The sequence below is a fragment of the Pseudomonas sp. Irchel s3a10 genome (genome assembly GCF_900187525.1).
In the GTDB taxonomy this organism is placed as follows: Bacteria; Pseudomonadota; Gammaproteobacteria; order Pseudomonadales; family Pseudomonadaceae; genus Aquipseudomonas; species Aquipseudomonas koreensis_G.
Window position 1 is genome coordinate 69,897 of record NZ_FYDR01000003.1, and the last position, 14,692, is coordinate 84,588.

At 61.2% G+C, this 14,692-nt stretch carries 13 protein-coding genes; 6 read left to right on the forward strand and 7 right to left on the reverse strand.

What is annotated here, in order from left to right:
- Window positions 1–121: 121 nt before the first annotated feature.
- The 6 genes from CKW11_RS10290 to bioB all read right to left on the reverse strand — a co-directional run bounded on the left by CKW11_RS10290 (window position 122) and on the right by bioB (window position 5,127).
- Window positions 122–418, reverse strand: a complete 297-nt coding sequence (locus tag CKW11_RS10290; RefSeq protein ID WP_095137438.1) for a pyrroloquinoline quinone biosynthesis protein PqqE — start codon at window positions 416–418, stop codon at window positions 122–124.
- A gap of 107 nt (window positions 419–525) precedes the next feature.
- Entirely contained in the window at window positions 526–1,206 is a 681-nt protein-coding gene (gene bioD, locus CKW11_RS10295; protein ID WP_095137439.1) for a dethiobiotin synthase, read from the reverse strand.
- Complete coding sequence (bioC, locus tag CKW11_RS10300) at window positions 1,203–2,015, reverse strand: malonyl-ACP O-methyltransferase BioC (protein ID WP_095137440.1); 813 nt, start codon at window positions 2,013–2,015, stop codon at window positions 1,203–1,205. Before bioC ends, bioD begins: the two co-directional genes overlap by 4 nt.
- A complete protein-coding gene (locus CKW11_RS10305) occupies window positions 2,008–2,739 on the reverse strand; it encodes an alpha/beta fold hydrolase (protein WP_095137441.1) in 732 nt (243 codons plus the stop codon). Before CKW11_RS10305 ends, bioC begins: the two co-directional genes overlap by 8 nt.
- Window positions 2,732–3,910: an 8-amino-7-oxononanoate synthase gene (bioF, locus tag CKW11_RS10310; protein WP_095137806.1), complete on the reverse strand. Its 1,179-nt coding sequence runs from the start codon at window positions 3,908–3,910 to the stop codon at window positions 2,732–2,734. Before bioF ends, CKW11_RS10305 begins: the two co-directional genes overlap by 8 nt.
- Before the next feature lie 161 nt (window positions 3,911–4,071).
- Window positions 4,072–5,127 (reverse strand): biotin synthase BioB, encoded by a 1,056-nt coding sequence (gene bioB, locus CKW11_RS10315; protein ID WP_095137442.1) that lies wholly within the window; start codon window positions 5,125–5,127, stop codon window positions 4,072–4,074.
- A 91-nt stretch (window positions 5,128–5,218) separates the two neighbouring features.
- Here bioB and CKW11_RS10320 point away from each other — a divergent pair, with 91 nt between their 5' ends.
- From CKW11_RS10320 to rarD, 5 genes are all read left to right on the forward strand, one after another.
- Entirely contained in the window at window positions 5,219–5,953 is a 735-nt protein-coding gene (locus CKW11_RS10320) for a ComF family protein (protein ID WP_095137443.1), read from the forward strand.
- Window positions 5,954–6,140: 187 nt separating this feature from the next.
- Window positions 6,141–6,905, forward strand: a complete 765-nt coding sequence (locus tag CKW11_RS10325; RefSeq protein ID WP_095137444.1) for a TOBE domain-containing protein — start codon at window positions 6,141–6,143, stop codon at window positions 6,903–6,905.
- A 70-nt stretch (window positions 6,906–6,975) separates the two neighbouring features.
- Complete coding sequence (locus CKW11_RS10330; RefSeq protein WP_095137445.1) at window positions 6,976–8,877, forward strand: PhoX family phosphatase; 1,902 nt, start codon at window positions 6,976–6,978, stop codon at window positions 8,875–8,877.
- Between the two features lie 209 nt (window positions 8,878–9,086).
- On the forward strand, window positions 9,087–10,061 hold the full coding sequence (locus tag CKW11_RS10335) for a serine/threonine protein kinase (protein WP_095137446.1): 975 nt from the start codon (window positions 9,087–9,089) through the stop codon (window positions 10,059–10,061).
- A gap of 193 nt (window positions 10,062–10,254) precedes the next feature.
- A complete protein-coding gene (rarD, locus tag CKW11_RS10340; RefSeq protein ID WP_095137447.1) occupies window positions 10,255–11,142 on the forward strand; it encodes an EamA family transporter RarD in 888 nt (295 codons plus the stop codon).
- A gap of 223 nt (window positions 11,143–11,365) precedes the next feature.
- Here the strand turns inward: rarD and CKW11_RS10345 are convergent, their stop codons facing one another.
- Window positions 11,366–11,884, reverse strand: coding sequence for a glycine cleavage system protein R (locus tag CKW11_RS10345; protein WP_095137448.1), 519 nt, complete (start codon window positions 11,882–11,884; stop codon window positions 11,366–11,368).
- A gap of 606 nt (window positions 11,885–12,490) precedes the next feature.
- On the opposite strand from CKW11_RS10345, the gene CKW11_RS10350 reads away from it, so the two are divergent.
- Window positions 12,491–14,668, forward strand: a complete 2,178-nt coding sequence (locus CKW11_RS10350) for a malate synthase G (RefSeq protein ID WP_095137449.1) — start codon at window positions 12,491–12,493, stop codon at window positions 14,666–14,668.
- The last annotated feature ends 24 nt before the right edge of the window (window positions 14,669–14,692 follow it).

A 14,692-nucleotide genomic window follows, 5' to 3' on the forward strand; every position in this document is an offset into this window, starting at 1 on the left:
AGCAAAACGCCATGGACTGCACAAAGCCACGGGCAATGAAAAAAGATTAGTTGAGGGAGAAGGACTTACAACGAAAAACGCCGCGACAAAGCGCGGCGTTCAACGTGCAGATGGCGGAAAATCAGGCGAACGTGTCGATGATCGTACCGAGCATTTCGTCGGAAGCTTTGGCGACTTTCACACCCAGTTCAGCCTGAATCTTACCTTGGGACATCTCGACCATATTGCTGGCCAGATCCGATTGCTGTGCACGATCCACACCGCGCAAACGATCGACTTGCACTTCGGAAGACTGACTGGTGACCGAACGCTCAATGGTGTTGTTGGCAATCTGGCTGGCGGCCTGATCGACGCGGTTCTGCCCGCTCTGAATCGAGCTCAGACCTGCGTAAAAAGCTGTGTTACCGGAGATTTCCATAACAGTTCTCATCCTTGGGAAGGATCAATGGCGCCATTGAACCAGAGGCGCCAGAAAAACACCCGTCAAAAACACTAATGGCACAGTGCCTGCCCATAGAGAAAAGCTTAGTCGAGCAGATCCAGTTGCAAATGATCCGCCACCGCTTCGGCACTCAAACTCTTGAGTTTCGGCACGCGCCCCAGACACGGCGCCGGAATCCGCTCGGCCAGCGTCGCCAGATTCTCTTCCAGCCGTGAAGTCTTCGGATCGATGATATTGGCCACCCACCCGGCCAGTTGCAGACCATCACAGGCAATCGCCTCGGCCGTCAGCAGCGCATGACTGATACAGCCCAGGCGCACGCCCACCACGAGAATCACCGGCAGCTTCAGCGCAATCGCCAGATCCGACAGATTGTCCTGATCCGCCAACGGCACCCGCCAGCCACCCGCCCCTTCGATCAAAGTGAAATCGGCATTCAGCGCCAGAATGTCGCGCATCGGCGCCAACAGCGATTGCACAGTCAGCGCGACACCGGCCTCGCGTGCCGCCAGATGCGGCGCGATGGCCGGCTCGAATGCCACCGGATTGACTTGTTGATAAGTCAGCGGCACCGAACATTCCGCCAGCAGCGCCAGCGCATCGGCATTACGCAAGCCCTTGGGCGTTACCTCGCAACCCGAAGCCACGGGTTTGCCCGCCGCCGTACTCAGCCCGGCCGAGCGCGCCGCATGCAGCAAGCCGGCAGCCACGGTGGTCTTGCCGACATCGGTGTCAGTGCCAGTGATGAAATAGGCTGCGCTCATAAGGGTTTCTCCAACACGGCGTAGACCACTTGGTAAGTCGCCGGCAATCCCTGGGCCTGACGGAACTGCTCGTAAGCCTCGACCAGGCCGAGAATCCGTGCGCGTCCGGTCAAGCCACCCGGCCGCCCGGGATTCAGATTGTGCGCGCCGAGCGCCTTGAGTTCGTGGGTCAGGCTGCGCACATCCGGGTAGTGCAGCACATGCGCCTGATTCTGCAGACTCACCGTACGCAAGCCACTTTTGGCACACAACTGCTCATACCGGGCGAACTCGCGGAAGCGATTGACGTGCACCAGCCCATCGACCTGCCGCCAGCTGTCGCGCAACTCGTACAAGGTCCCTACACAAAGACTAGCAAACGCGAAAATCCCGCCCGGCTTGAGCACGCGAAAGGCTTCGCTGAGCACCGACTCGAAGTCCGCACACCACTGCACGGCGAGGCTGGAGAAGATCAGCTCGCAGGTGGAATCCTGCAACGGCAGACGCTCCGCATCACCGGCGATGAAATGCTGCGCGCCGCCCAATGGCCGTGCGTGATTGAGCATGCCCTCGGCGATATCCAGTGCCAGCCCCTGACCCTCGACATATCGCTCGGCCAATGCGCGAGTGAAATAGCCGGTGCCGCAGCCCAGATCCAGCCAGGTTGACGGCAGAAAACTTGCCGGCAAACGCTGCAGCAACTGTGAACCGACGTCGCGCTGCAACTCGGCAACGCTGTCGTAGCTGGCCGCCGCACGGGAGAAAGAGGCCGCGACCTGGCGCTTGTCGGGCAAGCCGCCGGGCAGCGCAACAAGAGACAAATCAGTCATCACCGCACTCGTGTAGAAAAGCCTGGATCGCACCCGCCACGCCATGGGGGTCTTCCAGAAGAAACGCATGACTGGCCTGTTCGATCAGACCAATTTCGATATCCGGCAACAGCGCGAACAACGCCCCCGCCGCTTCCGCAGGCACTAAACCGTCCTGCCCGGCGAACAGGTGCAACTGCGGACCGCGAAATGCCTGCAACGCTTCACGGGTATCCAGTTGTGCGAGTAATTCCAGGCCGGCCATTAAGGTCTCGGGAGCCACATTCGGCGCGCCGCCGAACAGCAGCCGCGACATGCCGCGCGGGTCTTGCGCGCCCTGAGCACACAACAACGAGAACCGTTTGAGGGTTAGTCGCGGATCGGCTTGGCAGCCGGCGAGAAATGCATCCAACGTCTCACCCGGCATCGCACTCGGCCATTGCTCCTGGGCGACAAACGAAGGATTGCTCGCCAGCGTCAGCAGGCCGCAGCAACGCTCGCCGCGCCGCGCTGCCAACTCGGAGGCAAGCATGCCGCCAAGCGACCAACCGCCCAGCCACACGTCCTGCGGAATACGTTCATCGAGTTCATCGAGCCAGTCTTGCAGGTCGCTGGAATCCAGTTCCGGCAGCGGCTCGATCTCGACATGCAGATGCTCGTCGAGCCCCTGCAATGCCGCGGCCAGAGGCTCCAGTGGCGAAACACCGAGGCCCCAGCCGGGCAGCAGAATCAGGCGATCACGCATGGCTTGGCTCCGGCGGCAGTTGGGCAAAGCAATCGGCCAGTCCTTCTAACAATAGCTGCACCTGCGCCTCGCTGTGGGCAGCGGTCAGGGTCACGCGTAGCCGAGCGCTGCCGGCAGGCACGGTCGGCGGACGAATCGCGGTGACCATCAGTCCGCGTTCACGCAGCATCTGCGACAGGCGCACGGCGCGACCGGCATCACCGATCAGGATCGGCTGGATCGGGGTGAAACTGTCCATCAGTTGCAGACCGATCTGCTCGGCGCCCTGGCGGAACTGGCGGATCAGCGTCTGCAAATGCTCACGACGCCAGTGTTCCGTGCGCAGCAACTCCAGACTTTTCAAAGTCGCACAGGCCAGCGCGGGTGGCTGGCTGGTGGTGTAGATGTAAGGCCGGGCGAACTGGATCAGGCTTTCGATCAGCTCTTCACTGCCGGCGACAAAAGCACCGGCGGTGCCGAATGCCTTGCCGAGGGTACCGACCAGCACTGGCACATCGTCCTGACTCAAACCGAAATGCTCGACGATCCCGCCGCCATTGGCACCGAGCGGGCCGAAGCCATGGGCATCGTCGACCATCAGCCACGCGCCTTTGGCCTTGGCCTCGCGCGCCAGCGCCGGCAGATCGGCGAGATCGCCGTCCATGCTGAACACGCCGTCGGTGACCACCAGCGTGTTGCCGGTGGCTTTCTCCAGGCGCTTGGCCAGGCTGTCGGCGTCGTTGTGCAGATAACGATTGAAACGCGCGCCGGACAATAGACCAGCATCCAGCAACGACGCGTGATTGAGCCGGTCTTCCAGCACCGTATCGCCCTGCCCGACCAGCGCCGTGACCGCACCGAGGTTGGCCATGTAGCCAGTGGTGAACAGCAACGCACGCGGCCGGCCAGTGAGGTCAGCCAGTGCTTCTTCCAGTGCGTGATGCGGGCCGCTGTGGCCGATCACCAGATGCGACGCGCCACCACCGACGCCCCAGCGCTTGGCTCCGGCGCGCCAGGCTTCGATCACATGCGGGTGATTGGCCAGGCCCAGATAGTCGTTGTTGCAGAACGCCAGCAACGGCTGACCGTCGACCACCACTTCAGGTCCCTGTGGGGACTCGAGCAGCGGACGCTGGCGATAGAGATTTTCGGCACGGCGGGCAGCAAGGCGTGCGGCGAGATCGAAAGACATGCAGGCCTCGACTTTCAAGTGACACAGATTCCCTGTGGGAGCGGGCTTGCTCGCGAAGGCGGTCTGACATTCAACGGTAATGTCGACTGCACTGACGCTTTCGCGAGCAAGCCCGCTCCCATAGGGGTTTTGCATTCCTTCAGAGAAATCCGCGCAGGCTTTTACACCGCAGCGTTATAGAACTGCTCGCTGCTCTTCTGCTCCACCAGCGCCTGCTCGATCGCGGCCTGATGCACTTCATCGGCATGCTCTTCGCGCGCTTCCGGCTGAATGCCCAGGCGCGCGAACAGTTGCATGTCCTTGTCGGCCTGCGGGTTGGCAGTGGTCAGCAGTTTGTCGCCGTAGAAAATCGAGTTGGCACCGGCGAAGAACGCCAACGCCTGCATCTGCTCGTTCATCGCTTCGCGGCCGGCGGACAGGCGCACGTGGGATTGCGGCATGAGGATGCGCGCGACAGCGAGCATGCGGATGAAGTCGAACGGGTCGATGTCTTCGGCGTTTTCCAGCGGCGTGCCGGCGACTTTCACCAGCATGTTGATCGGCACCGATTCCGGATGCTCCGGCAGGTTGGCCAGCTGGATCAGCAGGTTGGCGCGGTCGTCCAGCGACTCGCCCATGCCGAGAATGCCGCCGGAGCAGATCTTCATCCCCGACTCACGTACATAGGCCAGGGTTTGCAGGCGCTCGCTGTAAGTACGGGTGGTGATGATGCTGCCGTAGAACTCCGGCGAGGTGTCGAGGTTGTGGTTGTAGTAATCAAGACCAGCCTTGGCCAGCGCCTCGGTCTGCTCCTGATCGAGACGACCGAGAGTCATGCAGGTTTCCAGACCCATGGCTTTCACGCCTTCGACCATTTTCAGCACGTACGGCATGTCTTTGGCCGACGGGTGCTTCCACGCAGCGCCCATGCAGAAACGCGTCGAGCCGATGGCTTTGGCGCGGGCAGCCTCTTCGAGGACTTTCTGCACTTCCATCAGCTTTTCTTTTTCCAGGCCAGTGTTGTAGTGACCGGACTGCGGGCAGTACTTGCAGTCTTCCGGGCAGGCGCCGGTCTTGATTGACAGCAGGGTCGAAACCTGTACGCGGTTGGCGTTGAAATGTGCGCGGTGCACCGTCTGCGCCTGGAACAGCAAGTCGTTGAATGGCTGTACGAAGAGCGCTTTGACTTCGGCTAAAGACCAGTCGTGACGCAGGGTGGCAGAGGTGCTGGCGCTCATGGGCAGTTCCTTGGTTATGCTTGGCTGGCGGCTGCGGGAACGGAATACCCACAGGCGCGACACGGATGTTCGGCATATTTAAGGAAGAGTCATGCACTGTCAACCACGACACGAAAAACAGGTTTACATCTGTTTAAAAAACGTACAGACCTGCTTGCTGTGCGATGAACCCGCAGAAGCAGAATTGCCAATCTGCGTCGCCTGCGAAACCGATCTGCCCTGGCTCGGTGACCACTGCCAGACCTGCGCCCTGCCGCTGCCCGGCCCTGGACTGACTTGCGGCGGGTGCCTGCTAGAGCCGCCGGCGTTCGAACAGGTGGTCGTGCCGTGGCGCTATGACTTCCCGGTGGACAGTTTGATTACGCGTTTTAAACACAACGCAAAATGGCCGTTTGGTCACCTGCTCGCCGACGTTGCTGGACAATACCTGCAACATCGCTTCGATGAGGGATTGCCACGACCCGACGTGTTGCTGCCGGTGCCACTGGCGAGCAAACGTCTGCATCAACGTGGGTTCAATCAAGCGGCGATGCTGGGCCGATGGTTGAGCCAACAGCTGGATCTGCCTTTTGAGGAGCAGGCTCTACGACGAATTCACGATACCAGTGCCCAACAGAACCTCGACGCCAAGGCGCGCAAGCGCAACTTGCGTCACGCCTTCGCTCTGGCTCCTGACGTCGAGATGAAAGGTCGGCACTTCGCATTGATCGATGACGTGCTGACCACCGGCGCCACGGCCCAGGCACTGGCGCGACTGTTAAAAGATGCCGGTGCAGCACGGGTTGACGTGTATTGCCTGGCGCGCACGCCAAAACCCGGAAGCTGAAACCGACACAATCCCTTGTAGGAGTGAGCCTGCTCGCGATAGCGCAATTACTGCCAACATTGATGCTGACTGTTCCACCGCCATCGCGAGCAGGCTCACTCCTACAAGGGCACTGTGTTTGGCTTGACTGATGCGTCGCAAGCCGCCAACTTCACTCCCCACCGCCACCGTGAAAAAGCACCCATCCATGTCCCTGCCCACCCTGCTCTCCCAGCACATCGTCCGTCGCCCGCAGCGCATCGCCCTGCTGCAACACATTGCCGAACAGGGCTCGATTACCCGCGCCGCGAAAAGCGCCGGGCTGAGTTACAAAGCGGCCTGGGATGCGATTGATGAGCTGAACAACCTGGCGCAGAAACCGCTGGTGGAGCGCGCGGTCGGCGGCAAGGGCGGCGGCGGCGCCAGGTTGTCCAGCGAAGGCGAACGGGTGTTGCGTCTGTATCAAAAGCTGCAAGCTTTGCAGGCCCAGGTGCTGGAGGCCGCTGAAGACGCCAGCGATCTGGACCTGCTCGGGCGATTGATGCTCAGAACCAGCGCGCGCAACCAGCTGCACGGCAAAGTCGTGGCCATTGAAGGCCAAGGGCGTAACGACCTGATCCGCCTCGAACTGGCCGAAGGCTTGTGGATCAATGCGCAGATCACCCACGACAGCACCGTGCACCTGGAGCTGCAGCCGGGCACCGAAGTGGTGGCACTGATCAAGGCCGGCTGGCTTGAAGTGCTGGCGGCGGAGCAAACCGCAACATCTGGACACAATCTTCTGAGCGGCATCATCGAAGCGATCTTCGATGCCGAAGACGGCCCCAGCGAAGTGCGCATCGCCCTGCCCAACGGCCAGACGCTCTGCGCCTTGGCTGAGCCGCTGCAGCTTCGCACCCGCAATTTGAGTGTCGAGCAATCGGTGCAGGTGCAGTTCTCGCCGTCCAATGTGCTGATCGGCACACCACTCTAATCAGGCGCTGCAACGAAAGCGTAATCGACGCTCATTAAGGTGGCTGCCAAAACCAAGCAGGGAGCCTGATGTGAGCCTATTAGAAGAAAACCAATCGACTGACCTGGAAAAGATGGTCGGCCTCAGCCGTCGCGGCTTCATCAGCGCCGGTGCACTGTGCGGCGCTGCTATGTTTCTCGGCGGCAACCTGCTCAGTCGCAGCGCACTGGCCACCGGCATCAGCGCCGGCAACAGCCGTCTGCTCGGTTTCGAGAGCATTCCCGCCGCGACCACCGACGTTATCAGCCTGCCCAAGGGCTACAAGTCCTCGGTGCTGATCAGTTGGGGTCAGCCGCTGTACAAGAACGGCCCGGCCTTCGACCCGAGCGGCAATGGCACCGCCGCCGCTCAGGAAGTGCAGTTCGGCGACAACAACGACGGCATGAGCCTGTTCGAATTCCCCGACGACCGAAACCGTGCGTTGATGGCGATCAACAACGAATACACCAATTACCGCTACCTCTACCCGCACGGCGGCATGCCGCAGTCGACCGAAGACGTGCGCAAGGCGCTGGCCTGCGAAGGTGTGTCGGTGATCGAAGTGCAGCGCAGGAACGGTCAATGGCAGTTCGTTCAGGGCTCGCGCTACAACCGCCGGATTCACGGCAACTCGCCGCTGCGCATCAGCGGCCCGGCGGCCGGTCACGAGTTGATGAAGACTGCCGCCGACAAGCACGGCAAGAAAGTCCTCGGCACCTTCCAGAACTGCGCCAACGGCAAGACGCCGTGGGGCACCTATCTGACCTGCGAAGAAAACTTCACCGACTGCTTCGGCAGCAGCAACGCTCAGCAGCAGTTCGACCCGGCGCAAAAGCGCTACGGCGTGTCAGCCGCCAGCCGCGAGATCAACTGGCACCCGTTCGACCCGCGTTTCGATATGGCCAAGAACCCCAACGAACTCAACCGTCACGGCTGGGTAGTCGAGATCGATCCGTTCGATCCGCAATCGACCCCGGTCAAACGCACCGCGCTCGGTCGCTTCAAGCATGAAAACGCCGCGCTGGCCGAGACCGATGACGGTCGCGCCGTGGTGTACATGGGCGACGACGAGCGTGGCGAGTTCATCTACAAGTTCGTCAGCCGCGACCGCATCAACCATCGCAATGCGAAAGCCAACCGAGACATCCTCGACCACGGCACGCTGTATGTGGCCAGGTTCGACGCCGGTGACGGCAACCCGGATCACCCGAAAGGCCAGGGCCAGTGGATCGAACTGACCCACGGCAAGAACGGCATCGACGCCAGCAGCGGTTTCGCCGATCAGGCCGAAGTGCTGATCCACGCCCGCCTCGCCGCCAGTGTGGTTGGCGCCACGCGCATGGACCGCCCGGAATGGATCGTGGTCAGCCCGAAGGACGGCCAGGTTTATTGCACCCTGACCAACAACGCCAAGCGCGGCGAAGACGGGCAGCCGGTGGGCGGGCCGAACCCGCGCGAGAAGAACGTCTACGGGCAGATCCTCCGCTGGCGCACCGACCGCGATGATCATGCGGCGAAAACCTTCGCTTGGGATCTGTTTGTGGTCGCCGGCAATCCGGGTGTGCACGCCGGCACGCCGAAGGGCGGGTCGAAGAACATTACCCCGCAGAACATGTTCAACAGCCCGGATGGACTGGGCTTCGACAAGGCCGGGCGTTTGTGGATTCTCACCGATGGCGATTCGAGCAACGCCGGGGACTTTGCCGGGATGGGCAACAACCAGATGCTCTGTGCCGACCCGAAGACCGGTGAGATTCGCCGCTTCATGGTCGGGCCGATCGGTTGCGAAGTTACCGGGATCAGCTTCTCGCCGGACCAGAAAACACTGTTTGTCGGGATCCAGCATCCGGGCGAGAACGGTGGTTCGACCTTCCCCGAGCATCTGCCGAATGGCAAGCCACGGTCTTCGGTGATGGCGATTACCCGTGAGGATGGCGGGGTCGTCGGGGCCTGATAAATCGCTTTCGCGAGCAAGCCCGCTCCCACATTGGATCGGCTGAGTGCATGAGATGGTCGGCACACCGGATATCCACTGTGGGAGGGGGCATGCTCCCGAAGAGGCCCTTCCAGGCAGCCCACTATTCAAGGCAAAACCCTCAACTCCCACAGTCTGCGCTACCATGCTGGGCCGGACGCGGCAGCCTGCTGCGCGCAGGAGTCAGCATGGCCCACCCGTTTGAAACCCTCACACCCGATCTCGTGCTCGATGCCGTTGAAAGCATCGGGTTTCTCAGTGATGCGCGCATTCTGGCGCTCAACAGCTACGAGAACCGCGTCTATCAGGTCGGCATCGAAGACTCCGAACCGCTGATCGCCAAGTTCTACCGTCCGCAGCGCTGGACCAACGAAGCCATCCTCGAAGAACACCAGTTCACCTTTGAACTGGCCGACGTTGAAATCCCGGTGGTGGCGCCGCTGATCCACACCGGCCAGACCCTGCACGAACACGCCGGTTTCCGTTTCACCCTGTTTCCGCGTCGCGGCGGGCGGGCGCCGGAGCCGGGCAATCTCGATCAGTTGTATCGTCTCGGCCAGTTGCTCGGGCGGATTCATGCGGTCGGCGCGACCAAGCCGTTCGAACACCGTGAAGCACTGGGCGTGCAGAACTTCGGCCATGCCTCGCTGGCGACGTTGCTTGAAGGCAACTTCATCCCCAAGAGCCTGCTGCCGGCCTACGAGTCCGTCGCCCGCGACCTGCTCAAGCGGGTCGAAGACGTCTACGCCGCCACGCCCCACCAGAACATTCGCATGCATGGCGACTGTCACCCCGGCAACATGATGTGCCGCGATGAAATGTTCCACATCGTCGACCTCGACGACTGCCGCATGGGCCCGGCCGTGCAGGACATCTGGATGATGCTCGCCGGCGATCGTCAGGAATGCCTCGGCCAGCTCTCGGAACTGATGGACGGCTACAACGAATTCCATGACTTCGCCCCCCGCGAACTGGCGCTGATCGAACCGCTGCGCGCCCTGCGCCTGATGCACTACAGCGCCTGGCTGGCACGACGCTGGGACGACCCGGCGTTCCCGCACAGCTTTCCGTGGTTTGGTACAGAGCGGTATTGGGGCGATCAGGTGCTGGCGTTGCGTGAACAGCTGTCCGCGCTGAATGAGGAGCCACTGAAACTCTTCTGATTCACCACAAACCTTTGTGGGAGGGGGCTTGCTCCCGAAGGCGGTGTGTCAGGCAATTATTCTGCTGCTGATACACCGCATTCGCGAGCAAGCCCCCTCCCACATTTGGCCAGTACTCACAAATTCAAAACTCATTTGCCAACAAATCTCCTTACAATCCCTGCTTTGTCAGCTGCCTAAGCAAGGATTCTGCATGCAAGCCGCCAACCCGCGTCGCGGGTACATTCTGGGCCTGAGTGCCTACATCATCTGGGGCCTGTTCCCGATCTACTTCAAAGCCATCGCCGAAGTCCCCGCTGTCGAGATCATCATTCACCGCGTGTTGTGGTCGGCACTGTTCGGTGCGCTGTTGCTGATGGTGTGGAAGCATCCGGGCTGGTTGCGCGAGTTGCTCGACAACCCCAAGCGTCTGGCGATCCTCGCCCTGAGCGGCACCCTGATCGCGGCCAACTGGCTGACCTACGTGTGGTCGGTGAACAACGGGCGCATGCTCGAAGCGAGCCTCGGTTACTACATCAACCCGCTGGTGAACGTGCTGTTGGGGATGCTGATTCTCGGCGAACGCCTGCGGCGCATGCAGTGGATCGCGGTGGGGCTGGCCGCCGTCGGCGTGGCGCAGCAGGTGTGGCAGGTCGGCAGTCTGCCGTGGGTGTCGCTGGTGCTGGCGCTGACCTTCGGTTTTTACGGTCTGATCCGCAAACAGGCGCCGGTCAAGGCCTTGCCGGGGCTGGTGGTGGAAACCTGGATGCTGGTGCCGATCGCCGTGGCCTGGCTGCTGTTCAACCAGACCGCGACCAGCGCTCAACCCGAGTTCTGGACCACCTCGCAAGCCTGGTGGCTGGTGGCGGCGGGTCCTGTGACGCTCATCCCGCTGGTGTGTTTCAACGCTGCCACCCGTCACCTGCCCTACACCACCATCGGTTTCCTCCAGTACACCGCGCCAACCCTGGTGCTGCTGCAGGCGGTGCTGCTGTTTGGTGAGCACTTGTCGTCGAGCACGCTGATCGCGTTCATCTTCATCTGGGCCGGTCTGGCCGTTTACAGCGTCGATGCGGTGATCAGTTTGCGTCGACGCAGCTGATCAAAAAACGCACAAAGCTTCGCAGGCCACGGTTCTCGTGGCCTGCAACGTTCCTTCCCAAGGTTATCCACAGCGTGATCCCCGCCGTTTGTGCGCAAGTCACTGAATGCTGGCGGTTTTTTGATCAGTCTGCTGCAAGCCACGGCCGACGTGGCGTTGCGCCCGGTCTCTACAGGTTATCCACAGGCAGGTGCACGTTAAAACTGGATAACCTCGACGGCGCTTAAAGATCTGTGCGTAACACCAGTTCGACCATCAGATCATCCGCCAGGGTTTCCAGGCGCGATTGCAGCACGTCCAGCGACAGGGTCAGCGGCACCGCCAGAATCGCTTCGGCGTGAAACAACGGCTCGCTGCTCATCGGCGCCGGGCGCACTTCGGTCACCAGCCGCTCGAGGTTCACCCCCTGCTCACTCAGCAAACGGGTGATGTCGCGCACGATGCCCGGCCGATCATTGCCCACCAGTTCCATGGCGATCGGTTTCCAGGTACAGGACTGCTCAATGCCACTCTCGGCGATCAGCACGCGAATGCCCTGTGCCGACAGCGCTTGTAAGGAATCGACTAATTCGTCGTAAGCCTCCGCCGGCACGCCCACCCGCAGAATCCCGGCGAACTGCCCCGCCATCCGTGACATGCGGCTTTCCAGCCAGTTACCGCCATGCTCGGCGATGCATTGGGCGATGCGCTCGACCTGCCCGGGCTTGTCCGGAGCAAACACAGTGAGTACGAGATGGTCCATGGCGCCGCCCTCTTGTCATGACTTTTGTTATAGAAAGGCAAGTATAGGCAAGCACCGACATTCAGCCGCCATGCTCAAGTGAACAACACTTGTGGCGAGGGAGCTTGCTCCCGCTGGCGGCCGCAGGACGCCCTCTTCAGTCAGTAATATCTTTCGCGGATGCTTCGCACCCGAGCGGGAGCAAGCTCCCTCGCCACAAACGCGGGCTCATCGAAGCTGAATGGAAGCCACACAGTATTTATGTGTACAACTTTTTATATTTAGCTGGAACAATCCGATGGTTTTTTGAGAACATCCCGTTCCGCGACGTGACTGCAATGCGTCATGAGGTCGCAGAACGACGTTATTAGTCTGATTTTCACAAGCGCAACGCATCATGTAGTATGCCTCGGCGCGCACTACATAACGCTGGATCGATGTCTGCCCAAGGCACGTTCGCAACCCTGAAAGCCCCGTCAGCAAGGCCCCCAAGCCGTTGATTGGTCCCAGCCCAGCCGCCAGCAATGGCATGTACTGGTCGGAAGGTTTGTGGTTTAAATGGCCAGAGGCTTCATTGTCAAATTGAAGAGCTGAAAAGCGAAATAGCTGAGCAGAGTGAGGCAAGCAATGACTGAACACGTTCAAGTCGGTGGCCTGCAGGTCGCCAAAGTCCTGTTCGACTTCGTGAACAACGAAGCCATTCCCGGTACCGGCCTCACCGCCGAAAAATTCTGGGAAGGTGCCGACAAGGTCATTCATGACCTGGCGCCGAAGAACAAAGCCCTACTCGCCAAACGCGATGACTTCCAGGCTCGTCTTGATGCCTGGCACCAGGAACATGCCGGCCAGGCGCACGACGCCGTGGCCTACAAAGCCTTCCTGCAAGAAATCGGTTATCTGCTGCCAGAAGCGGCTGATTTCCAGGCAACGACGCAAAACGTCGATGATGAAATCGCCCGTACCGCCGGCCCGCAACTCGTGGTGCCGGTGATGAACGCCCGCTTCGCCCTCAACGCTTCGAACGCCCGCTGGGGTTCGCTGTACGACGCCCTCTACGGCACCGACGCGATCAGCGAAGACGGTGGCGCAGAAAAAGGCAAAGGCTACAACAAGGTGCGTGGCGACAAAGTCATCGCCTTCGCACGTGCGTTCCTCGACGAAGCGGCGCCATTGGCTGCCGGCTCCCACGTCGATTCCACCGGTTACAAGTTCGCTGACGGCAAACTGCTGGTCACCCTCAAGGGTGGCAGCAACACCGGCCTGCGTGACGATGCTCAGCTGATCGGCTTCCAGGGTCCGGCAGAAGCGCCGATCGCGATCCTGCTGAAGAACCACGGCCTGCATTTCGAAATCCAGATCGACGCCAGCACCCCGGTCGGCCAGACCGATGCCGCCGGCGTCAAAGACATCCTGATGGAAGCGGCACTGACCACCATCATGGACTGCGAAGACTCCGTGGCTGCCGTCGATGCCGACGACAAAGTGGTGATCTACCGCAACTGGCTCGGCCTGATGAAGGGCGACCTGTCCGAAGAAGTCGCCAAGGGCGGCCAGACCTTCACCCGCACCATGAACCCGGATCGCACCTACACCAAGGTCGATGGCAGTGAACTGACCCTGCACGGTCGCTCGCTGCTGTTCGTGCGTAACGTCGGTCACCTGATGACCATCGACGCGATCCTCGACAAACACGGCAATGAAGTGCCGGAAGGCATCCTCGACGGTCTGGTGACCTGCCTGGCGGCGATGCACAACCTCAACGGCAATACCTCGCGCAAGAACACCCGCACCGGCTCGGTCTACATCGTCAAACCGAAGATGCACGGCCCGGAAGAAGCGGCGTTCACCAACGAGCTGTTCGGCCGCATCGAAGATGTGCTGGGTCTGAAACGCAACACGCTGAAAGTCGGGATCATGGACGAGGAGCGCCGCACCACGGTCAACCTCAAGGCCTGCATCAAGGCGGCCAGCGAGCGCGTGGTGTTCATCAACACCGGTTTCCTCGACCGTACCGGCGACGAAATCCACACCTCCATGGAAGCCGGCCCGATGGTGCGCAAGGCCGACATGAAGGCCGAGAAGTGGATCGGCGCCTACGAGAACTGGAACGTCGATATCGGTCTGAGCACCGGCCTGCAAGGTCGTGCGCAAATCGGTAAAGGCATGTGGGCGATGCCCGACCTGATGGCGGCGATGCTCGAACAGAAAATCGCTCACCCGCTGGCCGGCGCCAACACCGCCTGGGTACCGTCGCCGACCGCTGCTGCGCTGCACGCGCTGCACTACCACAAGGTTGACGTGTTCGCCCGTCAGGCCGAACTGGCCAAGCGTGCCCGTGCTTCGGTAGACGACATCCTGACCATCCCGCTGGCAGTCAACCCGAGCTGGACCCCGGAGCAGATCAAGAACGAACTGGACAACAACGCCCAGGGCATTCTCGGTTACGTGGTGCGCTGGATCGACCAGGGCGTGGGTTGTTCGAAAGTGCCGGACATCAATGACGTTGGCCTGATGGAAGACCGTGCAACGCTGCGCATCTCCAGCCAGCACATCGCCAACTGGCTGCGCCACGGTATCGTCACCGAAGCGCAAGTGATGGAAAGCCTCAAACGCATGGCGCCAGTGGTTGACCGTCAGAACGCCAACGACCCGCTGTACCGTCCGCTGGCACCGAACTTCGACAGCAACATCGCCTTCCAGGCGGCGGTCGAACTGGTGATCGAAGGCACCAAACAGCCGAACGGCTACACCGAGCCGGTACTGCACCGTCGTCGTCGCGAGTTCAAGAAGGCCAACGGCCTGTAACCTGCGCTGACTGCCGGACATGAA